Source organism: Streptococcus sp. CL5.50 (assembly GCF_049738015.1).
GTDB lineage: Bacteria > Bacillota > Bacilli > Lactobacillales > Streptococcaceae > Streptococcus > Streptococcus mitis_CA.
The window spans coordinates 19613-42726 of the sequence record NZ_JBKOTR010000001.1 but is presented as its reverse complement, the minus strand read 5'-3'; the positions used below and the strand labels follow the sequence as shown (position 1 = coordinate 42726).

At 39.9% G+C, this 23114-nt stretch carries 24 protein-coding genes, 1 pseudogene and 1 riboswitch; of the genes and pseudogenes, 21 read left to right on the top strand and 4 right to left on the bottom strand.

Going from position 1 to position 23114, the window contains the following annotated elements:
* Positions 1-128 precede the first annotated feature (128 nt).
* Together ACLNCV_RS00225 and trkA are read right to left on the bottom strand one after the other, a co-directional pair.
* On the bottom strand, positions 129-1568 hold the full coding sequence (locus ACLNCV_RS00225) for a TrkH family potassium uptake protein (RefSeq protein WP_203212639.1): 1440 nt from the start codon (positions 1566-1568) through the stop codon (positions 129-131).
* A gap of 3 nt (positions 1569-1571) precedes the next feature.
* On the bottom strand, positions 1572-2921 hold the full coding sequence (gene trkA, locus ACLNCV_RS00220) for a Trk system potassium transporter TrkA (protein WP_424844766.1): 1350 nt from the start codon (positions 2919-2921) through the stop codon (positions 1572-1574).
* 188 nt (positions 2922-3109) lie between these two features.
* Between trkA and ACLNCV_RS00215 the strand changes: the two genes are divergently transcribed.
* The 16 genes from ACLNCV_RS00215 (at position 3110) to rpsI (ending at position 18150) form a co-directional block, all read left to right on the top strand.
* A complete protein-coding gene (locus tag ACLNCV_RS00215; protein ID WP_044791862.1) occupies positions 3110-3958 on the top strand; it encodes an SAM hydrolase/SAM-dependent halogenase family protein in 849 nt (282 codons plus the stop codon).
* Between the two features lie 15 nt (positions 3959-3973).
* Complete coding sequence (locus ACLNCV_RS00210; RefSeq protein ID WP_000795929.1) at positions 3974-4519, top strand: ECF-type riboflavin transporter substrate-binding protein; 546 nt, start codon at positions 3974-3976, stop codon at positions 4517-4519.
* Between the two features lie 167 nt (positions 4520-4686).
* Positions 4687-6369, top strand: a complete 1683-nt coding sequence (locus ACLNCV_RS00205; RefSeq protein ID WP_261126540.1) for an ABC transporter ATP-binding protein — start codon at positions 4687-4689, stop codon at positions 6367-6369.
* The gene (locus ACLNCV_RS00200) at positions 6354-7184 is read left to right on the top strand and encodes an energy-coupling factor transporter transmembrane component T family protein (protein WP_261082246.1); all 831 of its coding nucleotides are present in this window, start codon (positions 6354-6356) and stop codon (positions 7182-7184) included. The genes ACLNCV_RS00205 and ACLNCV_RS00200 overlap by 16 nt, the downstream gene beginning before the upstream one ends.
* A 192-nt stretch (positions 7185-7376) precedes the next feature.
* Positions 7377-7880 (top strand): tRNA (cytidine(34)-2'-O)-methyltransferase, encoded by a 504-nt coding sequence (locus ACLNCV_RS00195; protein WP_125392910.1) that lies wholly within the window; start codon positions 7377-7379, stop codon positions 7878-7880.
* 59 nt (positions 7881-7939) lie between these two features.
* Positions 7940-8174: riboswitch (FMN riboswitch) on the top strand.
* Between the two features lie 164 nt (positions 8175-8338).
* On the top strand, positions 8339-8902 hold the full coding sequence (locus tag ACLNCV_RS00190) for an ECF transporter S component (RefSeq protein WP_000185823.1): 564 nt from the start codon (positions 8339-8341) through the stop codon (positions 8900-8902).
* Positions 8892-9542 (top strand): phosphatase PAP2 family protein, encoded by a 651-nt coding sequence (locus ACLNCV_RS00185; protein WP_136936916.1) that lies wholly within the window; start codon positions 8892-8894, stop codon positions 9540-9542. The genes ACLNCV_RS00190 and ACLNCV_RS00185 overlap by 11 nt, the downstream gene beginning before the upstream one ends.
* A 27-nt stretch (positions 9543-9569) precedes the next feature.
* Positions 9570-9989 (top strand): hypothetical protein, encoded by a 420-nt coding sequence (locus ACLNCV_RS00180; RefSeq protein ID WP_000867293.1) that lies wholly within the window; start codon positions 9570-9572, stop codon positions 9987-9989.
* Between the two features lie 4 nt (positions 9990-9993).
* Positions 9994-10443: a GNAT family N-acetyltransferase gene (locus ACLNCV_RS00175; RefSeq protein WP_025171197.1), complete on the top strand. Its 450-nt coding sequence runs from the start codon at positions 9994-9996 to the stop codon at positions 10441-10443.
* Between the two features lie 271 nt (positions 10444-10714).
* Complete coding sequence (gene pheS / locus ACLNCV_RS00170; RefSeq protein WP_031237702.1) at positions 10715-11761, top strand: phenylalanine--tRNA ligase subunit alpha; 1047 nt, start codon at positions 10715-10717, stop codon at positions 11759-11761.
* On the top strand, positions 11761-12270 hold the full coding sequence (locus ACLNCV_RS00165) for a GNAT family N-acetyltransferase (RefSeq protein ID WP_000619948.1): 510 nt from the start codon (positions 11761-11763) through the stop codon (positions 12268-12270). Before pheS ends, ACLNCV_RS00165 begins: the two co-directional genes overlap by 1 nt.
* 76 nt (positions 12271-12346) lie before the next feature.
* Positions 12347-14752, top strand: a complete 2406-nt coding sequence (pheT, locus tag ACLNCV_RS00160) for a phenylalanine--tRNA ligase subunit beta (RefSeq protein ID WP_084925864.1) — start codon at positions 12347-12349, stop codon at positions 14750-14752.
* Between the two features lie 235 nt (positions 14753-14987).
* Positions 14988-15881 carry an ABC transporter ATP-binding protein gene (locus tag ACLNCV_RS00155; RefSeq protein ID WP_000895282.1) on the top strand — a complete coding sequence of 298 codons (894 nt, stop codon included), beginning with the start codon at positions 14988-14990 and terminating at the stop codon, positions 15879-15881.
* A complete protein-coding gene (locus ACLNCV_RS00150) occupies positions 15878-17077 on the top strand; it encodes an ABC transporter permease (protein WP_261019126.1) in 1200 nt (399 codons plus the stop codon). Before ACLNCV_RS00155 ends, ACLNCV_RS00150 begins: the two co-directional genes overlap by 4 nt.
* A gap of 215 nt (positions 17078-17292) precedes the next feature.
* Positions 17293-17739 (top strand): 50S ribosomal protein L13, encoded by a 447-nt coding sequence (gene rplM, locus ACLNCV_RS00145; protein ID WP_001044624.1) that lies wholly within the window; start codon positions 17293-17295, stop codon positions 17737-17739.
* 18 nt (positions 17740-17757) lie between these two features.
* Entirely contained in the window at positions 17758-18150 is a 393-nt protein-coding gene (gene rpsI / locus ACLNCV_RS00140) for a 30S ribosomal protein S9 (protein WP_000075964.1), read from the top strand.
* Between the two features lie 132 nt (positions 18151-18282).
* Here the strand turns inward: rpsI and ACLNCV_RS00135 are convergent, their stop codons facing one another.
* Both ACLNCV_RS00135 and ACLNCV_RS00130 read right to left on the bottom strand, forming a co-directional pair.
* Positions 18283-19437: a tyrosine-type recombinase/integrase gene (locus ACLNCV_RS00135; protein ID WP_424844765.1), complete on the bottom strand. Its 1155-nt coding sequence runs from the start codon at positions 19435-19437 to the stop codon at positions 18283-18285.
* Positions 19438-19488: 51 nt separating this feature from the next.
* Complete coding sequence (locus tag ACLNCV_RS00130) at positions 19489-20007, bottom strand: helix-turn-helix domain-containing protein (protein WP_117644784.1); 519 nt, start codon at positions 20005-20007, stop codon at positions 19489-19491.
* A gap of 147 nt (positions 20008-20154) precedes the next feature.
* Here ACLNCV_RS00130 and ACLNCV_RS00125 point away from each other — a divergent pair, with 147 nt between their 5' ends.
* The 5 genes and pseudogenes from ACLNCV_RS00125 to ACLNCV_RS00105 form a co-directional block, all read left to right on the top strand.
* The gene (locus tag ACLNCV_RS00125) at positions 20155-20436 is read left to right on the top strand and encodes a DNA-binding protein (RefSeq protein ID WP_153209587.1); all 282 of its coding nucleotides are present in this window, start codon (positions 20155-20157) and stop codon (positions 20434-20436) included.
* An 8-nt stretch (positions 20437-20444) separates the two neighbouring features.
* On the top strand, positions 20445-21284 hold the full coding sequence (locus ACLNCV_RS00120) for a phage replisome organizer N-terminal domain-containing protein (RefSeq protein ID WP_001014727.1): 840 nt from the start codon (positions 20445-20447) through the stop codon (positions 21282-21284).
* A 359-nt stretch (positions 21285-21643) separates the two neighbouring features.
* Positions 21644-21976 (top strand): hypothetical protein, encoded by a 333-nt coding sequence (locus ACLNCV_RS00115; RefSeq protein WP_001220782.1) that lies wholly within the window; start codon positions 21644-21646, stop codon positions 21974-21976.
* Complete coding sequence (locus ACLNCV_RS00110) at positions 21957-22151, top strand: hypothetical protein (RefSeq protein WP_000469564.1); 195 nt, start codon at positions 21957-21959, stop codon at positions 22149-22151. The genes ACLNCV_RS00115 and ACLNCV_RS00110 overlap by 20 nt, the downstream gene beginning before the upstream one ends.
* 313 nt (positions 22152-22464) lie before the next feature.
* A pseudogene (locus ACLNCV_RS00105) lies at positions 22465-22984 on the top strand (methylase); the annotation flags it as partial.
* Positions 22985-23114 lie beyond the last annotated feature (130 nt).

The following is a 23114-nucleotide window of genomic DNA, read 5'->3' as shown; positions in this document are numbered from 1 at the left end:
CAAACTAGGAAGCTAGCCGCAGACTGTACTTGAGTACGGCAAGGCGAAGCTGACGTGGTATTTTTATTTTCGAAGAGTATGAAAATAAAAATACCACACTTTGTAGGTTTACAAGGTGTGGTTGTATTTTATCTCTTAGACCAAGTTCTCTTCATAAAGAGAAGTAGGATTGGATAAATCTCCAAGCGCCCTGCAATCATTGCAAAGGAGAGGAGAATTTTTGAGATAGGACTAAAGATTGAGAAACTAGAAGTGGTTCCTAGAATAGGTCCGATATTATTGAAACAGCTAAAGACAGCACTGGTAACGACTAGAAAATCATTGCTATCTAGGCTGACAATAAAGATAAGGGATAGCAAAATCATAGAATAGATGACAAAGTACTTGAGAATCTTATGCTGGGTATCTTTGTCAATCACCGTTTTATTAACATGGAGGGTCAAAACACGGTGGGGCGATAGAATTGACAAAATTTGGTTTTTGGCAATTTTTGAAAGGATGAGGCCTCGAATAACCTTGAGTCCACCTGCGGTTGAACCAGCAGAACCACCGATTCCCATGAGGAAGAGAAGGATAAACTGGGAGAAGAGGGGCCAGTTGGTAATATCCCCGTAACCAAAACCAGTCGTCGTAATGATATTGGAAACTTGGAAGAAGGCCATTTCAAAACTCTTTGAAAATCCTGGATAGAGATAGAGAGTATTGAGGCTAATCAAGCCTGTAGAAAGCAGAACAATTACCAAGTAAGCTCGGAGTTCTTCATCTCCAAAGAAGGCCTTGACCCGACGGAGCATGAGGTAGTAGTAGAGATTGAAATTTATCCCAAAAACCAAAACTCCGATACTAACTAGATAGGTAATCAGTGAGCTACCATAGTGGGCGATTCCATCGTTATAGACTGTAAAACCTCCTGTACCTGCTGTTCCCATGGCAATGACAAAACTATCAAATAGGGGCATGCCAGCCAGATAATAGATGATGACAAAGAGGGAGAAGAGAGCTAGATAAAGGAGATAGAGAATCTGGGCAGTATTTTTGAGTTTGGATACAACCTTGCCAAAAACAGGGCCAGGAACCTCAGCTTTCATCACTTCTAGGTGGCTATTCTTAGCATTGTCCATAATAGCAAGTGCAAAAACAAGCACTCCCATCCCTCCAATCAAGTGGGTAAAACTTCGCCAGAAGAGGAGGGAACGACTGAGAACCGAAACGTCGTTCAGAATAGTTGCTCCAGTAGTTGTAAAGCCAGAACTGATTTCAAAAAAGGCATCGATAACGCTGGGAATTTGCTTAGCAAAAACAAAGGGGAGACCGCCAAAGAAGGACCAAAGGATCCAACAGAGGGCAACAATCAAGACTCCCTCCTTGGCATAAATCCGTTGATTTTTGGGCTTTTGTAAAATTCCTGAACCGCCTAGTAATACGAGAATCCCTATTGTTGAAAAGAGGGCCGTAAAGACTTGGCTCGATTCACGGTAATAGAGAGCGACAGACACAGGAACCAAAAGAAGAACAGCTTCAATCAAAAGTAATTTTGAAAGGAGGTAACGAATCATACTTTTATTCATTTCTTACCTCGCGATCAAGTCATAAATCTTGGTGATGTTTGGCAACAAGGTTGTTACTAGGAGCTTGTCTCCAACTTCCAACATATCCTCCCCAGTAGGGAAAATAGTCTTGCCCTTTCGAATGATGGCTGCTATAAGAACCCCTTTTTTCAGTTTTAGTTGAGAAAGAGGTTTGGCAGTCATTTTATTAGCTTCCTTGATATGGAATTGCAGGGTTTCGATTTGACCATTGGCTAGATGGTGCATGGCCTGAAGGTCTGAATACTGGGCATTAACCCGACCACGAATAAAGTGCATAATCGTATCTACAGCGATGATTTTAGGTGTGATGATACTTGAAAAATCAGGCGCATTGATAATTTCGAGGAGACTGGTACGATTGACCTTGGTGATATTTTTTTGTACACCTACCCTGTCAAGGAACATAGAGGTAATCAGATTTTCCTCATCGACCCCTGTTAGAGTCGCAACGGCATCATAGTTTTGAGCACTTTCTTCCAGCAGGATATCTTTTGCGGTACCATCTCCTTGAACGATGTAGAGGTTTGGGAATTTCTCGCTAAAGAAGCTAGCGATTTCAGGATTGATTTCAATAACCTTGGTATCGATACGACTGTCTTTGAGGATACCTAGTAGATAATAGGCAATTCTACCAGCTCCAACAATAAGAAGACTCTTCACGGCACGAGACTTGAAATAATTATGGAAGAGCATCATGTCAACACGGTTACCAGTGACAAAGATTCTATCTTTATCCTGTACAGTCATGTCACCGCTTGGAATGATAATTTGATGATCTCTCTCTATCGCACAGACAATGACATTGCCAAATTTTTTCCGAAAATCAGAAATGGGCATTTGGCAAAGACCACTGGAGGATTTAACAGTGAATTCCATCAAGCTGACCCGTCCGCCAAAGAAACGTTCGACAGAGAGGGCGTTGGGGAAGTCAATGATATTCGCGATAGCACGGGCCGCCAAGAGCTCAGGATTAACGATCAGAGAAAAACCGAGAATATTCTTTTCCTTGAAATAAGAGTTAGAATATTCAGGGTTCCGCACCCGAACGATGGTCTCTTTAGCTCCCATTTTTTTGGCTAGAACGGCTGCAATCATGTTCACTTCATCGTATTCAGTCAGGGCGATAAAGATATCACAATCCTGGACGCTGGCTTGCTCAAGGATGGTAAAATCGGCCCCGTTACCAAGGATGCCTATGATATCAAAGCGATTGACAATATGATTGAGGACAGCTTCGTCTTGCTCAATCAGCAAAACATCATGCTTTTCTGCAACCAAGGAGCGACAGAGGGCAGAACCAACTTTTCCCCCTCCGACAAGGATAATTTTCATAATAAAACCTACTTCTTCATGATGTAACTATCATACCTTTTTTCAAGAAAAAATGCACCTACTAGCTAATCACCAGAGTTTTTAGTAGGAAATTTGCTATAAGGTAAAACTATACCCTAATCAATTGAAATAGCTATTAGCACCTTTCTCTGAAATATGGTATGATAAAGGATATACAAGGAGATAAAATGAATAATAATTTACTGGTATTACAATCAGACTTTGGTCTGGTTGATGGTGCGGTATCGGCTATGATTGGAGTGGCTTTAGAAGAATCTCCAACCTTAAAAATTCATCACTTGACGCACGATATCACGCCTTATAATATTTTTGAGGGGAGTTACCGTCTCTTTCAGACGGTGGATTACTGGCCTGAGGGAACGACATTTGTATCGGTGGTCGATCCAGGTGTCGGCTCGAAACGTAAGAGTGTGGTTGCCAAGACTGCAAAAAATCAATACATTGTCACGCCAGATAATGGGACGCTTTCTTTTATCAAGAAACACGTTGGCATTGTAGCTATTCGTGAGATTTCTGAAGTGGCCAATAGACGTCAAAATACAGAGCATTCTTATACCTTCCACGGTCGTGATGTCTATGCCTATACTGGTGCTAAACTGGCCAGTGGTCACATTTCTTTTGAGGAAGTGGGACCAGAGCTCAGTGTGGATCAGATTGTGGAGCTTCCAGTCGTAGAGACCATCATTGAAGACCATTTGGTGAAGGGAGCTATTGATATTCTGGATGTGCGTTTCGGCTCTCTTTGGACCTCTATCACGCGAGAAGAATTTTACAAGCTGGAACCAGAATTTGGTGATCGTTTTGAAGTGACTATCTATCACGCTGATATGCTGGTCTATCAAAATCAGGTTGTTTATGGCAAATCATTTGCAGATGTGAGAATTGGGCAACCAATCCTTTACATCAACTCTCTCTATCGTTTAGGTCTGGCTATCAACCAAGGTTCCTTTGCCAAGGCCTATAATGTGGGTGTCGGTTCATCTTGGACCATTGAAATAAAGAAAATAGAATCATAAAATAGGAGAATATAGATGAAAAATCAATCAATTAAACAAGTTGTTGCTATCGGTGTTGGAGCTGCGCTCTTTGTTGTCATCGGGATGATCAGCATTCCGACACCCGTTCCAAATACAAGCATCCAGCTTCAGTATGCGGTACAGAGCCTCTTATCTATCATTTTTGGCCCTCTAGTGGGACTACTTGTTGGTTTAATTGGGCATGCAGTGAAGGACTCTCTTGCTGGCTACGGTCTGTGGTGGACTTGGATTATTGCTAGTGGTCTCTTTGGTCTAGTCGTCGGACTCTTTAGAAAATACATTCGAGTAACACAGGGTGTTTTTGAGTTGAAGGATATTGTCTTCTTTAACCTCATTCAGATTGTTGCAAATGCTCTTGTTTGGGGTGTCTTGGCACCACTTGGAGATGTTGTGATTTATCAAGAAGCAGCAGAAAAAGTATTTGCCCAAGGGATTGTTGCGGGAATTGCTAATGCTGTAACTGTAGCTATCGCAGGTACTCTTCTCTTGCTAGCTTATTCACGTACGCAGACTCGTTCAGGAAGTTTGAAAAAGGATTAACATAAAGGAAAAGGCTGGGCAACCAGTCTTTTTGCTGTTTATAGGCTAGTCGGGTAAGCAATTTAGGCTAGGAATCTTGTTGGCGCTAAGTTTTTAAGAGAAGAGACTGCAAGAAGGGTTCGATTTATGATAAAATAGAAGTCTAAGAAGCGAATGAAGAGAGTAAGATGAAAGAAGCTATAATTGAGTGGAAGGATTTCTCTTTCCAGTATGAAACGCAACAAGAACCGACCTTGCAAGGAGTGGACTTAACTATTTATAAGGGAGAGAAAGTTTTAATTGTTGGGCCATCTGGGTCAGGCAAGTCTACCTTGGGTCAGTGTTTGAATGGGATTATTCCAAATATTTACAAGGGTCAGACATCTGGAGAATTTTTGATCAAAGGACAAGCAGCCTTTGATATGAGCATCTATGATAAATCTCATCTGGTCAGTACAGTTTTGCAGGATACAGATGGGCAGTTTATCGGTCTGTCCGTGGCAGAAGATTTGGCTTTTGCTCTGGAAAATGATGTGACAGCTCTAGATGAGATGAAAAATCGTGTTCATAAATGGGCAGAAAAGTTGGACCTTATTTCTTTACTGAATCAGCGTCCTCAGGATTTGTCAGGTGGACAAAAGCAACGGGTTAGTCTGGCTGGTGTTTTGATTGATGAAAGTCCGATTCTCTTGTTTGATGAGCCACTCGCCAATCTGGATCCCAAGTCAGGTCAGGATATTATCGAATTGATTGACCAGATTCATAAGGAAGAGGGGACGACGACCCTTATTATTGAGCACCGTTTGGAGGATGTTCTGCATCGCCCTGTCGATCGGATTGTCTTGATAAACGATGGTCGTATCCTCTTTAATGGGGGTCCTGATCAGTTACTAGCGACTGATTTATTGACACAAAATGGAATTCGAGAACCCCTTTATCTGACCACTCTCCGTCAATTGGGTGTGGATTTAGTCAAGGAAGAACAATTAGCAGATCTGGATAACTTGTCTATCTCAAAAGGTCAGGTTCAGTTGCGGACGGAACTGGTAAAAGAAACCCCAGAATTGCAGTCACTCTTTAGACTAGAGGATGTATCTTTTTCTTATGATGATAGACCGATTTTGAAATCCATTCATCTGGATATTAAAAAAGGTGAAAAGATTGCCATTGTTGGAAAAAATGGTGCAGGGAAGTCAACTCTAGCCAAGGCTTTAAGTAGCTTTATCCAGACTGAAGGTCGCTATCTTTGGGAAGGACAGGATATAAAAGGAGATTCTGTTGCAGAGCGGGCGGGACGAGTAGGCTATGTGCTACAAAATCCCAATCAAATGATTTCGACCAGCATGATTTTTGATGAGGTAGCTCTGGGACTTCGTTTGCGAGGTGTGGACGAGAAGGAAATTGAAACGAGAGTCTATGAAACCTTGAAAATCTGTGGTCTCTATGAATTCCGTAATTGGCCCATTTCTGCCCTGTCATTTGGTCAGAAAAAACGTGTGACTATTGCATCGATTTTGGTCTTAGGGGCTGAAATTATCCTCCTAGATGAACCGACAGCAGGTCAAGACCAGAAGAACTATACTGAGATTATGGAATTTCTCGAAGAGTTACATCAAAAAGGGCATACCATTGTCATGATTACTCATGATATGCAATTGATGCTGGATTATTCAGACCGAGCTCTTGTCATGGTGGATGGAGAATTGATTGCCGATACTGATCCAGCTAGTCTGTTGAGCAATCCTGAGCTGTTAGTAAAAGCCAATCTAAAAGAAACTTCAATCTTCAACTTGGCCAAGAAACTAGACGTGGATCCACTTGCTTTAACGGCATTTTACAAAGAAAGGAGAGAAGGATGCAAGCTAAATTAATCGGTTACCAGCATAGAGATACTGTGATTCATCGCTTGTCAGGAGCTGGGAAACTCCTCTTTTTCATTCTCGTGTCATTGGCGGCCATGATTAGCTATGATACCAGACTGCTTGTTCTGATTGCCATCTTTTCGGTATTTCTCCTCTATTTGTCAGAAATCCGTTTTAAAGATGTTTCCTTTGTAGCAGTTTTTGCGACGGTATTTGCCGTTTTAAACGTTTTGATGGTCTATCTCTTTTCTCCCGAGTATGGGGTTGGACTTTACGGAGAGAGAAGTGTGATTTGGCAGGGAATCGGTGCCTACACTCTGACCAGTCAAGAGCTCTTTTATCTGCTAAATCTGGCCATTAAGTACCTTTGCACCATTCCTCTGGCTATTATCTTTTTGATGACAACCCACCCTAGTCAGTTTGCTTCCAGTTTAAATCAAATCGGTGTGCCTTATAAGATTACCTATTCTGTCAGTCTGACCTTGCGCTATATTCCAGATTTGCAGGAAGAATTCTTTACTATCAAGATGTCTCAGGAGGCGCGTGGGATGGAATTATCCAAGAAAGCTTCTCTTATGCAACGAATCAAAGGCAATCTGCGCATTATCACTCCCTTGATTTTTAGCTCGCTAGAACGCATTGATACCATTGCGACCGCCATGGAACTTCGCCGCTTTGGAAAAGAGAAAAAGCGCACTTGGTATAGTTATCAGGCCTTGAAAAAAGGAGATTATCTTACCTTGCTCTTGGCAGCATTGTTTTTAGTAGCTAGTTTACTACTTATCTTGCAGAATCACGGACGATTTTACAACCCTTGGAAATAGCTTGAAAAAATTGAAAAAATCAAGTCGTTTCTATTGACAATGATTCTGAAAGTGTTATACTAAGAAAGTAGTTTCGCTGATTTACTTCAAACCTGTTGTGAGGTAAGTTAACGATGCCTTAACCACGCTGTTTGCTGAGCTTGACTCCGGGCAGTGTGGCTATTTTTTTGCAATGGTAAAAGGAAGCAAGTCATGACAAATCACATTGTATTATTTGAACCACAAATTCCACAAAATACAGGCAATATCGCGCGTACTTGCGCTGCGACTAATTCTTTCCTCCACATCATCAAGCCCATGGGCTTTCCTATCGATGACCGCAAGATGAAGCGAGCTGGGTTGGATTATTGGGATAAGCTAGAGATTTATTTTTACGACAGTTTAGAAGATTTCATGTCTCAGATGAAGGGAAAACTCTATCTGATTTCGAAATTCGCTGAGAAAGTGTATTCTGATGTGGATTTATCGACTAACGAAGACCATTATTTTCTCTTTGGACGCGAAGACAAGGGTTTACCTGAGGACTTTATGCGAGAACATCCTGAGAAGGCTCTCCGTATTCCTATGAATGATGAACATGTTCGCAGTCTCAATGTGTCTAATACCGTCTGTATGATTGTCTATGAGGCTCTTCGCCAGCAGAACTTTGCAGGTCTTGAGCTTGTTCATACCTATGAAGTGGATAAATTGAAATAAAAAATGAAAATGAAAATGAACAAAATGCTTGCGCTTGCAAGCGTTTTTTGTTATGATAAAAGAGTCTTCAGGGCAGGGTGTGATTCCCGACCGGCGGTGACTTTAACTAGGAAATGATCTTTTCCTTTTATACTTTGTTGACAAGCTTTGCCTAACCAGAAGTTATGCCTACAGCTTGTCGCCTAGTCTAAAAGAAAAATCTCTATTTCCTTCTCTTTAAAGAAGTCCGCGAGCGCAAGCTGATGTGGTGAGATTCCACAACCGACAGTATAGTCTGGATGGGAGAAGACGAAAGAATAGCTTTGTCTGTTCTGATAGATTTATAGCTAGATTGTAACCGCTTGCTTTTATTTTCTTTGATAGAGTGAGAGGGAACTTTTGGGATATAAAAAGTGAGAATAGATAGAGGAATCCTTTCTAACTTCTTCTGATTTTATAGAAAATTGGAGGAACCTGTTATGACAAACACACGTCGACTTTCGACCATTGCAATTTTATCAGCCATCTCATTTGTGCTGATGTACTTTGACTTTCCGCTTTTACCAGCGGCGTCCTTCCTCAAGATCGAATTTAGTATCTTGCCAGTCCTTGTGGGTCTGGTGGTCATGGATTTGCCTGCTGCTCTAGGAATTCTCTTGCTTCGCTCACTCTTGAAATTGCTTCTTAATAGTCAAGGAGTGAATACTTACATTGGTTTGCCGATGAATATCGTAGCTTTGGGAGTTTTTGTCATCGTATTTGCTTTGATTTGGAAAAAGGAACGGACAACCCTTCGTTTCCTACTAGGCTCTCTAGCTGGGACTATTGGTTTAACCGTGGCTATGTTGGTTCTCAACTATGTTTACGCTGTTCCTTTGTACGCTAAGTTTGCTAACTTTGATATTGGAAAAATTTTGGGACTTTCCAACTACCTAATGACCATGGTATTACCTTTTAACTTGATTGAGGGTGTAATCTTTTCCGTTTCATTCTGGTTGTTGTACGTCCTTTTGAAACCAACCTTAAAACATTATGAGAGATAAACAAACATTTTTAATGAAGGGCAGTTTTGCCCTTTTACTTTTCGTTATTCTTGGCTACATGGTCAAATTTTACCCTGAAACGCTGGTCGGTTTTGACCAACCGATACAGACTGCCGTTCGAGGAGACTTACCAGATTATTTGACTATTCTTTTCCGCGCCATCACACGCTTGATTGATATTCCAGTGATTATCACTTGGGTTGTCATTACAGCTTTTGTCTTTTATCGTAATCGGTGGAAGATAGAAAGTTTCTTCATGCTGGGAAATCTGGCTTTGGCAGGACTTTTAATCGTGACCTTTAAAAATATCTACCAGCGCCCGCGACCAGCTATTTTACACTTGGTTGAGGAGAAGGGATTTTCTTTCCCAAGTGGCCATTCTCTGGCTGTAACCTTGATGGTAGGCACTCTGATTGTCATTCTCAGTCAACGGATGAAAGACCCAGTCTGGAGAAAAATCGTACAAATCGTCCTTGGCCTCTACCTAGTCAGTGTGTTGGTATCAAGGGTCTATCTGGGAGTTCATTATCCATCAGACGTTCTTGCCAGTCTCTGTGTGGGCTTGGGAGTCTTGTTTATCGAGTTTCCCTTCTATGACAAGCTACGCTTCCAATGGCGATTTAAAGGCAAGCAGAAGTGAGTATCAAATTCCCTTGAGGAGAAAGAAATGAAAGTCAATATAGCAGATCTTCATCCGACTCAACTATACTTATCAGAAAAGAAGTTGCAAGATATTCAGATGCTTTACCAGTCGGCAGAAACAATCCAAGTCGATCCAATCAGTATTCTTGCCTTTGGAGATTGCTTGTTGATTACAGATGGGCATCACAGGGCTTATCAGGCTTTATTGGCAGGTCGGGATACGATTTCTGCTGAGTGGGATAGAGATGGTGGTGATGAACTATATCATCTCTATGCGCAAGCCTGCGAAGAAAGAAAAATTTACTCTGTTCTGGATTTAAAAAATCATATCTTAGCTCAAGATGAGTATGAAGCAAAATGGTATAACTGGTGTGATGGTTTTAATCAAGCAGCAACTCTTTTGTTGAAAAGGAAAGCAGATGAAACAGACCCTACAAATAGATAATTCACTGCGTCTTGTTCCTTATTATAAGGTCAATCATTGTGAAGAAGCTCTTGCTTGGTATCAGGATGTGAACTTGGTTCACCTCGTAGATGGGGTGAAGCTTCCTTATAGTCAAGAAACTTTGGAAGCCATGTATTCCTATTTGGATCAGCATGGTGAGCTTTTTTGGATTGAAGTCAAGGAGAAGGGTGAATGGTTTCCAATTGGGGATGTTACACTATCTCAGGACAATCTCCCCATTGTGATTGGAAATCCCGCTTACCAACATCGAGGACTTGGAAAAAAGATCCTAAGTACTTTGATTGAATTGGCTCGAATAAAAGGATGGAAAGAATTGAGAGTCAAGGAAATCTACACTTACAATCATGTATCTAGGCGCTGTTTCAAGTCGCTTGGATTTGTGGAAAATGGAGCAACAGAAAAAGGAACGAGTTTTGTATTGAAATTAGTCTAATCTAACTTGTTTTTTAACTCAAAATCTGATAAACTATGTAGTAATTGAATAGAAATCTGCAAGACTAGTAACTCAAGGGAAGTATATCAGGGAGGAGAGCCGTGACTGCAAGCTCTTTATATGAAAGCTGGGTGAATTCACTTGCGCATGGATTTAGAAATGAAGGTCTGACTTGTCAGATGAAAACGGATGGTACCGCGTGTCAACGCTCCGAGTGGAGTTTTTGGCATGTGGTTTTCTTTTTATCTGATAAGCGACTGATGGAGGAATTATGTCAACTATTGAAGAACAATTAAAAGCGCTTCGTGAAGAAACGCTGGCTAGCTTGAAGCAGATTACTGCTGAAAATAAAAAAGAGATGCAAGATTTGCGTGTCTCTGTCCTTGGTAAAAAGGGTTCGCTCACTGAAATCCTCAAAGGGATGAAAGATGTTTCTGCTGAGATGCGTCCAATCATTGGGAAACACGTCAATGAAGCTCGTGATGTCTTGACAGCAGCCTTTGAAGAAACAGCTAAGCTCTTGGAAGAAAAGAAAGTCGCAGCTCAACTGGCTAGCGAGAGTATCGATGTGACGCTTCCAGGTCGCCCAGTTGCTACTGGTCACCGTCACGTTTTGACACAAACCAGTGAAGAAATCGAAGATATTTTCATTGGGATGGGTTACCAAGTCGTGGATGGTTTTGAAGTGGAGCAAGACTACTATAACTTTGAACGTATGAACCTTCCAAAAGACCACCCAGCTCGTGATATGCAGGACACATTCTATATCACAGAAGAAATCTTGCTACGTACTCACACGTCTCCAGTTCAGGCGCGTGCTATGGATGCCCATGATTTCTCTAAAGGTCCTTTGAAAATGATCTCACCAGGGCGTGTGTTCCGTCGTGACACAGACGATGCGACCCACAGTCACCAGTTCCACCAAATTGAAGGCTTGGTTGTTGGGAAAAATATCTCTATGGCTGATCTTCAAGGAACCCTTCAGTTGATTGTGCAAAAAATGTTCGGTGAAGAGCGTCAGATCCGTCTGCGTCCATCTTACTTCCCATTCACAGAGCCATCTGTTGAGGTGGATGTTTCTTGCTTCAAGTGTGGTGGAGAAGGCTGTAACGTATGTAAGAAAACAGGTTGGATCGAAATTATGGGTGCCGGTATGGTTCACCCACGTGTCCTTGAAATGAGTGGTATCGATGCGACTGTTTACTCTGGATTTGCCTTTGGTCTTGGACAAGAGCGTGTAGCTATGCTCCGTTACGGAATCAACGATATCCGTGGATTCTACCAAGGAGATGTCCGCTTCTCAGAACAGTTTAAATAATGATTAGAAAAGTAGAAATGGCAGATGTTGAGGTGTTGGCTAAAATTGCCAAACAAACCTTTCGTGAAACATTTGCTCATGATAATACGGAAGAGCAGTTACAGGAATACTTTGAAGAGGCTTATAGTCTGAGAGTTTTGTCAACTGAGTTGGAAAATCCAGAATCCGAAACCTATTTCATTATGCATGAAGAGGAGATAGCTGGTTTTCTCAAAGTCAACTGGGGAAGTGCTCAGACTGAGAGAGAATTAGAGGATGCTTTTGAAATTCAACGTCTCTATGTGCTACAAAAATTCCAAGGATTTGGACTCGGTAAGCAACTGTTTGAATTTGCTCTTGAACTTGCTACCAAAAATAGTTTTTCCTGGGCTTGGTTAGGTGTTTGGGAGCATAATACAAAAGCTCAAGCGTTTTATAATCGATATGGTTTTGAAAAATTTAGCCAACATCATTTTATGGTTGGTCAAAAAGTAGATACGGATTGGTTACTGAGAAAGAAATTAAGGTAAGAAGATGATTCTTCTATTGAAATGATAGGAAAGGAAAAGAACTAGAGTGGCAACTGTCATTCTGGAGAACTAAATTATGCTTGTATCTTATAAATGGTTAAAAGAATTGGTGGACATTGATGTTCCATCACAAGAGTTGGCTGAAAAAATGTCAACTACAGGGATCGAGGTAGAAGGTGTCGAATCACCGGCCGCTGGTCTCTCAAAAATTGTCGTCGGTGAGGTCTTGTCTTGCGAAGATGTGCCAGAAACTCACCTCCATGTTTGTCAGGTTAACGTTGGCGAAGAAGAAGCCCGTCAAATCGTCTGTGGTGCACCGAATGTGCGTGCTGGTATCAAGGTTATGGTGGCTCTTCCAGGAGCTCGCATCGCTGACAATTACAAGATCAAAAAAGGGAAAATCCGCGGTCTTGAGTCACTTGGAATGATCTGTTCACTTGGTGAATTGGGAATTTCTGACTCAGTTGTGCCAAAGGAATTCGCAGATGGCATCCAAATCTTGCCAGAAAATGCCGTTCCAGGTGAGGAAGTCTTCTCATATCTAGACTTGGATGATGAAATCATCGAACTTTCTATTACACCCAACCGTGCAGATGCCCTTTCTATGCGTGGAGTGGCTCACGAAGTGGCAGCTATTTATGATAAGGCAGTCAACTTTAAAGAATTTACTCTAACAGAAACTAATGAAGCTGCGGCAGATGCCCTTTCTGTCAGCATTGAGACAGACAAAGCGCCTTACTATGCCGCTCGTATCTTGGATAATGTGACTATCGCACCAAGTCCACAATGGTTGCAAAACCTTCTCATGAACGAAGGAATCCGTCCAATCAATAACGTAGTGGACGTGACCAACTACATCCTTCTCTACTTTGGTCAACCAATGCACGCCTTTGACTTGGATACCTTTGAAGGGAGTGACATCCGTGTGCGTGAAGCGCACGCTGGTGAAAAATTGGTGACCTTGGATGGCGAAGAACGTGACTTGGACGTGAATGACTTAGTTATCACTGTCGCAGACAAGCCAGTAGCCCTTGCAGGTGTCATGGGCGGTCAAGCAACAGAAATCTCTGATAAATCTAGTCGTGTCGTCCTTGAAGCTGCAGTCTTCAACGGAAAATCTATCCGCAAGACCAGTGGTCGCCTCAACCTTCGTTCTGAGTCATCTTCTCGCTTTGAAAAAGGCATCAATGTGGCAACAGTCAATGAAGCCCTTGATGCGGCAGCTAGCATGATTGCAGAACTTACAGGTGCGACGGTGCGTAAAGGTATCGTTTCAGCGGGTGAGCTTGATACCTCTGATGTGAAAGTTTCTTCAACTCTTGCTGATGTTAACCGTGTCCTCGGAACTGAGCTTTCTTATGCTGATGTAGAAGACGTCTTCCGTCGTCTTGGCTTTGGTCTTTCTGGAAATGCAGACAGCTTTACAGTCAGCGTACCACGTCGTCGTTGGGATATCACAATAGAAGCAGATCTCTTTGAAGAAATCGCTCGTATCTATGGATATGACCGCTTGCCAACCAGTCTTCCAAAAGATGATGGTACAGCTGGTGAATTGACTGCGACACAAAAACTTCGCCGTCAGGTTCGTACCATTGCTGAAGGAGCAGGTTTGACAGAAATCATCACCTATGCTCTAACAACTCCTGAAAAAGCAGTTGAGTTTACGGCTCAACCAAGTAACCTTACTGAACTCATGTGGCCAATGACAGTGGACCGTTCTGTCCTCCGTCAAAATATGATTTCTGGTATCCTTGATACGGTGGCTTATAACGTAGCTCGTAAGAATAAAAACTTGGCCCTTTACGAGATTGGGAAAGTCTTTGAACAAACAGGTAATCCAAAAGAAGAACTTCCAAATGAAATCAACAGCTTTGCCTTTGCCTTGACAGGCTTGGTTGCTGAAAAAGATTTCCAAACAGCAGCAGTTCCAGTTGATTTCTTCTATGCTAAAGGAATCCTTGAGGCCCTCTTTGCTCGTTTGGGACTCCAAGTAACCTATACGGCAACATCTGAAATCGCTAGCCTTCACCCAGGACGTACAGCCGTGATTTCACTCGGTGACCAAGTTCTTGGTTTCCTTGGCCAAGTGCATCCAGTCACTGCTAAGGCTTACGATATTCCAGAAACGTATGTAGCTGAGCTTAACCTTTCAGCCATCGAAGCTGCCCTTCAACCAGCTACTCCATTTGTGGAAATTACTAAATTCCCAGCAGTTAGCCGTGACGTTGCCCTCCTTCTCAAGGCAGAAGTGACTCACCAAGAAGTTGTGGACGCTATCCAAGCTGCAGGAGTGAAACGTTTGACAGATATCAAACTCTTTGACGTCTTCTCAGGTGAAAAATTGGGACTTGGTATGAAGTCAATGGCCTATAGCTTGACCTTCCAAAATCCAGAAGACAGCTTAACGGACGAAGAAGTCGCACGCTACATGGAAAAAATCCAAGCGTCTCTTGAAGAAAAAGTCAATGCAGAAGTGCGTTAACTTATCAATCCATCCTTCGGGGTGGATTTTTGCTTTTCAAATAACAATTCAGGATCAAAAATAGACAGTTGAGGAACAGAGAAGATAAATTGGAGTTTACCAGTGTATAATATACTCATAACTCAAAGTACTCTAAGATTTTTTACTAAAATGAGGATGAAAAAAATGGACAGAAATCATTGTAAATGCTATCAAAAAGGAGTATAATGAGTGCAAGACATTTCGGAGGTGAAAGATGCTAGAAGTAAGAAGTCTAGAGAAAAGTTTTGGACCCAAGCAAGTTTTGTTTGGTATTGACTTTCAAGCGCGACCAGGTCGTATTTTGGGATTAGTCGGGAAAAATGGTGCTGGGAAGACAACGATTTTCCACAGTATTTTGAAGTTTTTAGAATATCAAGGAGAAATCAGTCTGGATGGTCAGGATATTCGTCAGGAAACCTACGCTCGGATTGGCTATCTGCCTGAAGAACGCAGTCTCATGCCTAAATTGACAGTCCTTGAACAAGTTCGCTACTTGGCGACTCTAAAAGGTATGGATGCCAAGGAGGTCAAGGAAAAACTCCCTCAATGGATGAAGAGGTTGGAAGTGAAAGGAAAGCTGACAGATAAAATCAAGAGCCTGTCAAAAGGAAATCAGCAGAAGATTCAGCTCATCATTACTCTGATTCATGAGCCAGACTTGATTATCTTGGATGAGCCTTTCAGTGGATTGGACCCAGTCAATACAGAATTGCTCAAGCAAGTCATTTTTCAAGAAAAAGAACGTGGGGCAACCATTATCTTTTCTGACCATGTTATGACTAATGTCGAGGAGCTTTGTGATGATATTTTGATGATTCGAGATGGTCGTGTGGTCTTGCATGGACCAGTTCAGGATGTCCGCAATCAATACGGGAAAACGCGTCTCTTTGTTTCAAGTGAACGAAGCAAGGAAGAATTGGAAAATCTTCCTCATGTCAAACAGGTGAGCTTGACCAAACAAGGCAGTTGGAAATTGATCTTAGAGGATGAGAGCGCTGGAAGGGAACTCTTCCCAATCTTGACTCAGGGGCAGTATATCGCAACCTTTGACCAGCAAGCGCCAACAATTGATGAAATCTTTAAACTAGAATCAGGGGTGGAAGTATGAGAAATATGTGGGTTGTAATGAAGGAAACCTATCTTCGACATGTCAAATCGTGGAGTTTCTTCTTTATGGTGATTTCGCCGTTCCTCTTTTTAGCCTTATCTGTAGGAATTGGCTATCTCCAAGGGTCTTCTATGGCCAAGAATAGTAAGATAGCAGTAGTAACAACTGTGCCATCTGTGGAAGATGGGCTCAAGGGTACCAATGGTATCAACTTTGATTATAAGGATGAAGCCAGTGCCCAAGCTGCTATCAAAGATGAGAAAATCAAGGGTTACCTAACCATTGACCAAGAGGACAGCGTCCTCAAGGCCGTCTATCATGGTGAAACTTCTCTTGAAACAGGCATCAAGCTAGCAGTAACCAATAAGCTCAACGAACTGCAATACCAACTCAATCGCTCGGCGGCTAATTTGTCCCAAGAACAGGAAAAACGCTTGGAACAAACAGTTAACTTTACGGAGAAAATTGATGAATCCAAGGAAAATAAAAAAATGATTCAAACCTTTGCGGCCGCAGGGCTTGGTTTCTTCCTTTATATGATTTTGATTACCTATGCTAGTGTCACTGCTCAGGAAGTGGCTAGCGAGAAAGGAACCAAAATTATGGAGGTGGTCTTCTCTAGTATCCGAGCTAGTCATTATTTCTACGCTCGCATGCTGGCTCTGCTTCTTGTTATTTTGACCCATATTGGCATTTACGTCGTGGGTGGACTTGCTGCCATTCTTCTCTTTAAGGACCTACCAATCTTGGCACAATCTGGTATTTTAAACCATATAGGAGAGGCTTTCTCGCTCAACACCTTATTGTTTGTCTTGGTTAGCCTCTTTATGTACGTTGTTTTAGCAGCCTTCCTAGGTTCTATGGTTTCTCGTCCTGAGGATTCAGGAAAAGCCTTGTCGCCTTTGATGATTTTGATTATAGGTGGTTTTTTTGGAGTGACAGCTCTAGGTGCAGCTGGTGACAATCTCATCTTGAAGATTGGTTCATATATTCCCTTTATTTCGACTTTCTTCATGCCGTTTAGAGCTATTAATGGTTATGCAAATGGGTTAGAAGCTTGGATTTCGCTTGCTATTACGATTGCTTTTGCAGTAACGGCAACAGTCTTTATCGGACGTATGTATGCTAGTCTCGTTCTGCAAACAGATGATTTAGGTCCTTGGAAAACCTTTAAACGTGCCTTATCTTATAAATAGAAGAGCCTCGCGAAAGCGAGGTTTTTTAGAGATAAAAAGAGTGGAATTCAGAAAAATATTTTTCATATCTATTGACTTTTAGGGGTGAAATTTGGTATTATAGTAGGCGGTATTGTTTACCCCATTTGAAAGGCCCCGGAACCTTCCAAATACTTTTCGATGGGAAGGAACACCCATCACCGTAAACAAAAATCGAACTATATATAGGAGAAATCATGAACAAAACAACATTTATGGCTAAACCAGGCCAAGTTGAACGTAAATGGTACGTAGTTGACGCAACTGATGTACCACTTGGACGTCTTTCTGCAGTAGTTGCTAGCGTACTTCGCGGAAAAAACAAACCAACATTTACACCACACACTGATACAGGTGACTTTGTGATTGTTATCAATGCTGAAAAAGTTAAATTGACTGGTAAAAAAGCAACTGATAAAATCTACTACACTCACTCAAACCACCCAGGTGGATTGAAACAAATCTCTGCAGGTGAACTTCGTTCTAAAAATGCAGTACGTTTGATTGAGAAATCAGTTAAAGGTATGCTTCCACACAATACTCTTGGACGCGCTCAAGGTATGAAGTTGAAAGTGTTTGTTGGAGCTGAGCACACTCACGCTGCACAACAACCAGAAGTTCTTGATATTTCAGGACTTATCTAAGGAAAGGAACAATAAAGTATGTCACAAGCACAATATGCAGGTACTGGACGTCGTAAAAACGCTGTTGCACGCGTTCGCCTTGTTCCAGGAACTGGTAAAATCACTGTTAACAAAAAAGATGTTGAAGAGTACATCCCACACGCTGACCTTCGTCTTGTAATCAACCAACCATTCGCAGTTACTTCAACTGCAGGTTCATACGACGTTTTCGTTAACGTTGTAGGTGGTGGATACGCTGGTCAATCAGGAGCTATCCGTCACGGTATCGCTCGTGCCCTTCTTCAAGTAGACCCAGACTTCCGCGATTCATTGAAACGCGCAGGACTTCTTACACGTGACTCACGTAAAGTTGAACGTAAGAAACCAGGTCTTAAGAAAGCTCGTAAAGCATCACAATTCTCAAAACGTTAATCAATACGATTATATCAACGTTTCAAAGCACTTTGCAAAGATTTTGCAAAGTGCTTTTTTGTCGATTTTTGAGCTCGAATAGCTTTGTGATAACCTTCTGATAACCTCTTTTAGATTTTAAACATCATGATTTTACTTTGCTTTATTGAGATAATCTGCAAATTTGTCAATAGAGTTTTTCTCACCAGTTTTTGTAGTGTGAGTATAGACATCTAATGTCATCTGACTGCTTGCGTGACCGAGTCGTTTTGATGTATTAGAAGGATCGATTCCAATTTCAGACATAAGTGTTGCATGTGTGTGTCTGAACCCATGTGGGCTAATTGGTTTTAATTTATGCTTTTTAATAATTCGATTCAGTACATTGTTAATGTAGTCAGCATGCAGGGGTTCAATTTTGTCATTGCTTGATATGTAAGAGAACATATATTCGTTACTAATATTCAGCTTTGTAAGAGGCAACTGAGATTGTTCTTTCAGATAGAAATTTCTCCATTGCTTAATGATATCGATTGTCTCATCATCAAGATAGATTGTTCGAACTGAAGATTCATTCTTTGTGCTCTTTTCAATCGCTTTACCGTCAATTCTTCCTAGACTTTTGTCTATGTTCAAGAGATTGCTATCAAAGTCAATATCAGCCCATTTTAAAGCGTATAACTCTCCTTTTCGTAGCCCACTAAATGCAAGCAGTCTAAATAGAGCAAAATATTTAAATGGCTCAGTTTCTTTCACGATATCTAGGAAATGATGTAATTCCTCCAGTGACCAAAAATTATTTGATCTTGTCTTTTTGATTTTAGGCATGATAACATTCTTCATTGGATTTCGATCAATATAGTTCATATTAATTGCAAAATCAAAAATTTTTGAGGTGTAGGATTTTATCTGTTTGATATTTTTGAAAGTCTGAGATTTTTGTGTAATAAAATTTTGACAGTCTAAAGGACTGATTTGGTCAACGAATTTATCGCCAAATACTGGTAGAATATGTATTCGATAGATATTCTTTGTTTGGGAAGAAGTTGTTTCTTCAACGGTACCAACATAGGCCTTAAACCATTCTTGATAAAGTTCTTTATAAGTGACTTTTGGATTATGTTTATCAGCATTTACTGTAGGGACGACGACACCAGCTTCTAAACGAGCTTCGTACAATTTTGCCTCTTTTTTGGTTCTGAATCCTCTCTTTAAGTGCCTTTTTTTCTTTCCATAAGCATCTAAGCCAATGTAAAAGCTGACATAGTAAAGGATTCCTTTTTTTGTTTTGTATTTGTGTATAGACATTTTTTCTCCGTATCTAAGTTTTCGGAGCTTATGTAATTGAGAAATGACTGTCTATCTATTTTTTCTATCTTCTTGGCGGATAGCGTATTCGTCTGTTTTAATCCAGCTCTTCCAAACTTTAGAATCTTTATTTTGGTGATTCATATAGTCTATAAACTCAGACATAAAACGTTTGTTTTTCTCTGCTAGGTATTCTGAGAATATATGACGAAATTCATCTGAAAAAGTATCATCAAGTGGCAGTGTTAATGACCTTTCACCGAATTCGATACTTTTCTTTAATTTCTCCATATCGCTTTTAAAAGGTGTTACAGAACCAATTTTAGATGTTTTGAAACTATCTGTAACGATTTTAAGATTTGATGGAGCGTGTGGGTTGCTATCAAGTCCCATAATGTAAGCGACGGAAACATTAAAGTATTTTGCCAATTTTTCAGCATTATCTTTTTTAGGTTTGCGGATTCCTTGATTGTATCCAGAAAGTGTAGGATAGGCTATATTTGTAGCTTCGCTAATTTCTGTCAATTTTTTTCCGCTATTTTCTATCAGTTTAGTAATATGATTCGTCATGAGAACCTCCTTTTTATCATTATAACACATTTTATTCTTTTTGAATAAAAAAGCTTGACAAAAATTCAAAAAGGATATATAATTCAAAATGAATAATAAATTAAATGGTTTCGGAGCTTATTTAATTTAGAAATGAGGTGTTAATTTATGTCGGAAACTACTTTAGTTGTCCAGCTTCCTAAAGAATTAGAGAAGCAATTACGTGCTCACTATGATGAGATGATTTCAAGTGCTGTAGCAAGAGTATTTGAAGATAAAGAACTTTATAAACCTATGGTTCGTATGTCAGGTTTGTCTAGGTGGTTAGATGTATCTACGACAACAATCCAAAAATGGACGAAAGAAGGAATGCCAACCATGGTGATTGATGGAGTGACTTTATACGATAAAAGAGCAGTAACACGATGGTTGAAGCAATATGAAAGATAGGTACTCGTATGAATGGTGTTCAGTGGATCAAGATAACGACAGATATATTTGATGATGAAAAAATTCAGCTAATAGAATCGATGCCAGAAGGAGATACTCTTATTGTAATATGGTTTAAAATTCTGGTGCTTGCAGGAAAGCAAAATAATAGTGGCATATTAAGTCTAGGGAACAAGGTTTATTACACAGAAGAGATGCTTTCAACAGTGTTTAGACGAAAGGCTACATCTGTAAAATTAGCTCTCAGCATGTTTGAAGAATTTGGCATGATAGAAATCATAGATGGCGCTATTACCATTCCAAAATGGGAGAAACATCAGAATATAGATGGACTAGAAAAGATTAGAAAACAAACTAGGGAACGTGTTGCTCGTCATAGACAAAAACAAAAAGCACTAATTACAGGCGAGCCACAACTCGTTTTAGACTGTAACGTTACAGTAACGGATGAAAATGATAATGTAACGCAAGAGATTAAGAACAAGAGTAAGAATAAGAAAGAGATTGAGAATATACTGGATAATAGTTCTAGAAAGCCTGAAACTTATATTCCACCCAAATATTATTCTTTGTTAGAATCCATTTCTTATAAGTACAATGATAGATTTTTGTATCCTAACAATTACACTTTAACACATGCTCAGAAGATGAAGATAGGCGAGTATTTGGCTAGTGGGTATGTAACAAGTGATGAAGTCATTAGCATGATTGAACGGATTCCTGAGGATGCGACTTCTCCTTTAGCGTATTTATTTAAGTCTATGGAGAATTTAAAGCAGGAACGTATGCTGGAGTGCAAAGCTATTGCCCATGAAAATGCCCGAAAGAAGTATATGATAAATGAGTAGATATAGGACTGTTCTAAAGAAATGTTATATCACTGAAGAGCAGAATGAAATAGTGAATAACTTGATTGAAATGACAAACCATCTAAATTTTTCCTCTTATGCTAGGAAAATGTTGTTTAAGAGTTCGCCTATTTATCTTCAATTTGATTTTGAATTTTATCATGACTTTATATTTCAAGTTAGAAGAATTATCAATAACTTACGTCAGTTAGAAAGAATAGCAGAACAAAGTGAAGATTTGGATAATGTAAGGATATTTCACTACTGCGTTGAGCTGATGATAGAATATGAAAAGAAGACAAGTAAACAAGTGAAAGAACTTGTAAAACGACTAAATAAGAAAACGAGGTGATAGGACCATGAGAATAAAATCTGTGTTGAAACAGGTGTTTTTGACGGAAGAAGAAAATAAAAAATTAAATGATTGTATGAGGAAGGAAAATATTCGTAATTTTTCTGAGTTTGCTAGACAAAAATTAATACGAACAGATTTGAACATCCAAAAAGTCTCTTTTGAAGGTTTAGTTCCTTTAACAGAAGAATTGGAACAAGTCGGAAAGAATATCAATTCTATAGCCCGTCTTGCAACTGTAGTTGGGAGAATAAGCTATGAAAACAAAATGGATATGTCTATTTTGATGCAAAAAATAGTTGATGTGATGGAGGAAAAAGATGTTTATTTTCAAAAGTAATATGGATAAGGATTTTGATCAGATATGCGAATACATATTGAAATTAAAGAGAGCAGAATTATTTCTTCATGGGATTAAACAACAAGATAAAACGAAGGCTCGTTTGTATCATGCGATGCTGGAATACTACGATGCTAACCATAAAAAAGAAAGACATATGAGAATTTTAAAATAAAGAAACGCTGTTAAAAATTTTGCAGCGTTTTTTATATATCTTCTTAAAATATTTGTACACACAAATGACAGTCAAATTGATTTTTTGGATTATTTTGTCGAGAAGGAAAAATTTTTCATAATATGACTTTGCGAGCTCAGAGTCTGTATACACACACTCCTAAAATCATTCCCAAAATTTGTATACACATAGTGTATGTACTTTTTGGGTGATTTAATTTTTGGGGGAATCCCCAACCCCCTTTAGAAATAGTTAGATATAAGATTAAAAAATGGTATAATCTTAAAAGATAAACGTTTTTAAGGAGTAGACTTTGAAAGAGAATTTAATCAAATCAAAAAAGCGTGTTCAAAAGCATGGAGAGGTTTTTATACCATTCTGGATGGTACAGAAAATATTAGATACTCCAGGTATTAAAGAGACTTGTGAAGATATTTCTGCAACATTTTTAGAACCTTCTGCAGGAGATGGGAAATTTTTGCAAGCTATTTTAGAAAGAAAATTATCTGCTGTTATCATGTAATATGCAATATGATGAAAGAAGTTGGAAGACAAAATCATTGATTGCATTATCATCTATATATGGGATAGAATTTCTCGAAGATAATTTAGAAGTAGCACGTTCACGTATGTTTCTTTATTATTTAGATTGGTACGAACAAATTTTTAGTACTAAGCTAACTAGTAGAAGTGACATCTATAAATCTGCATATTATCTTATTCATAAAAATATAGTTAGAGGAAATACCTTAACTCAACGTCATCCTGTTACAGATGAACCTATTTGGTTTAATGAATGGCAACTTTTCAAAGGCCATTCTAGTTTGGTAAGACTGGGCAAAAAGTCTTTAAAATTAGAAAACGCATAGTATCAAGTGTTAAATCCTTGATATTATGCGTTTTATTGTTAGAAAATTTGCTTTATTTTCTCCTTAAGTTGAGTTTTTGCCCAGCCTCTATCAG

What these genes read in the sequence shown, in the direction of transcription:
- ACLNCV_RS00155 (WP_000895282.1), top strand. Translation starts at nt 14,988, where the DNA reads ATGCTAGAAGTAAGAAGTCTAGAGAAAAGTTTTGGACCCAAGCAAGTT.
- ACLNCV_RS00190 (WP_000185823.1), top strand. Translation starts at nt 8,339, where the DNA reads ATGACAAACACACGTCGACTTTCGACCATTGCAATTTTATCAGCCATC.
- rplM (WP_001044624.1), top strand. Translation starts at nt 17,293, where the DNA reads ATGAACAAAACAACATTTATGGCTAAACCAGGCCAAGTTGAACGTAAA.
- ACLNCV_RS00125 (WP_153209587.1), top strand. Translation starts at nt 20,155, where the DNA reads ATGTCGGAAACTACTTTAGTTGTCCAGCTTCCTAAAGAATTAGAGAAG.
- ACLNCV_RS00215 (WP_044791862.1), top strand. Translation starts at nt 3,110, where the DNA reads ATGAATAATAATTTACTGGTATTACAATCAGACTTTGGTCTGGTTGAT.
- trkA (WP_424844766.1), bottom strand. Translation starts at nt 2,921, where the DNA reads ATGAAAATTATCCTTGTCGGAGGGGGAAAAGTTGGTTCTGCCCTCTGT.
- ACLNCV_RS00110 (WP_000469564.1), top strand. Translation starts at nt 21,957, where the DNA reads ATGTTTATTTTCAAAAGTAATATGGATAAGGATTTTGATCAGATATGC.
- ACLNCV_RS00180 (WP_000867293.1), top strand. Translation starts at nt 9,570, where the DNA reads ATGAAAGTCAATATAGCAGATCTTCATCCGACTCAACTATACTTATCA.
- pheS (WP_031237702.1), top strand. Translation starts at nt 10,715, where the DNA reads ATGTCAACTATTGAAGAACAATTAAAAGCGCTTCGTGAAGAAACGCTG.
- ACLNCV_RS00185 (WP_136936916.1), top strand. Translation starts at nt 8,892, where the DNA reads ATGAGAGATAAACAAACATTTTTAATGAAGGGCAGTTTTGCCCTTTTA.
- ACLNCV_RS00195 (WP_125392910.1), top strand. Translation starts at nt 7,377, where the DNA reads ATGACAAATCACATTGTATTATTTGAACCACAAATTCCACAAAATACA.
- ACLNCV_RS00150 (WP_261019126.1), top strand. Translation starts at nt 15,878, where the DNA reads ATGAGAAATATGTGGGTTGTAATGAAGGAAACCTATCTTCGACATGTC.
- ACLNCV_RS00120 (WP_001014727.1), top strand. Translation starts at nt 20,445, where the DNA reads ATGAATGGTGTTCAGTGGATCAAGATAACGACAGATATATTTGATGAT.
- pheT (WP_084925864.1), top strand. Translation starts at nt 12,347, where the DNA reads ATGCTTGTATCTTATAAATGGTTAAAAGAATTGGTGGACATTGATGTT.
- ACLNCV_RS00210 (WP_000795929.1), top strand. Translation starts at nt 3,974, where the DNA reads ATGAAAAATCAATCAATTAAACAAGTTGTTGCTATCGGTGTTGGAGCT.
- ACLNCV_RS00130 (WP_117644784.1), bottom strand. Translation starts at nt 20,007, where the DNA reads ATGACGAATCATATTACTAAACTGATAGAAAATAGCGGAAAAAAATTG.
- ACLNCV_RS00135 (WP_424844765.1), bottom strand. Translation starts at nt 19,437, where the DNA reads ATGTCTATACACAAATACAAAACAAAAAAAGGAATCCTTTACTATGTC.
- ACLNCV_RS00115 (WP_001220782.1), top strand. Translation starts at nt 21,644, where the DNA reads ATGAGAATAAAATCTGTGTTGAAACAGGTGTTTTTGACGGAAGAAGAA.
- rpsI (WP_000075964.1), top strand. Translation starts at nt 17,758, where the DNA reads ATGTCACAAGCACAATATGCAGGTACTGGACGTCGTAAAAACGCTGTT.
- ACLNCV_RS00200 (WP_261082246.1), top strand. Translation starts at nt 6,354, where the DNA reads ATGCAAGCTAAATTAATCGGTTACCAGCATAGAGATACTGTGATTCAT.
- ACLNCV_RS00165 (WP_000619948.1), top strand. Translation starts at nt 11,761, where the DNA reads ATGATTAGAAAAGTAGAAATGGCAGATGTTGAGGTGTTGGCTAAAATT.
- ACLNCV_RS00225 (WP_203212639.1), bottom strand. Translation starts at nt 1,568, where the DNA reads ATGAATAAAAGTATGATTCGTTACCTCCTTTCAAAATTACTTTTGATT.
- ACLNCV_RS00205 (WP_261126540.1), top strand. Translation starts at nt 4,687, where the DNA reads ATGAAAGAAGCTATAATTGAGTGGAAGGATTTCTCTTTCCAGTATGAA.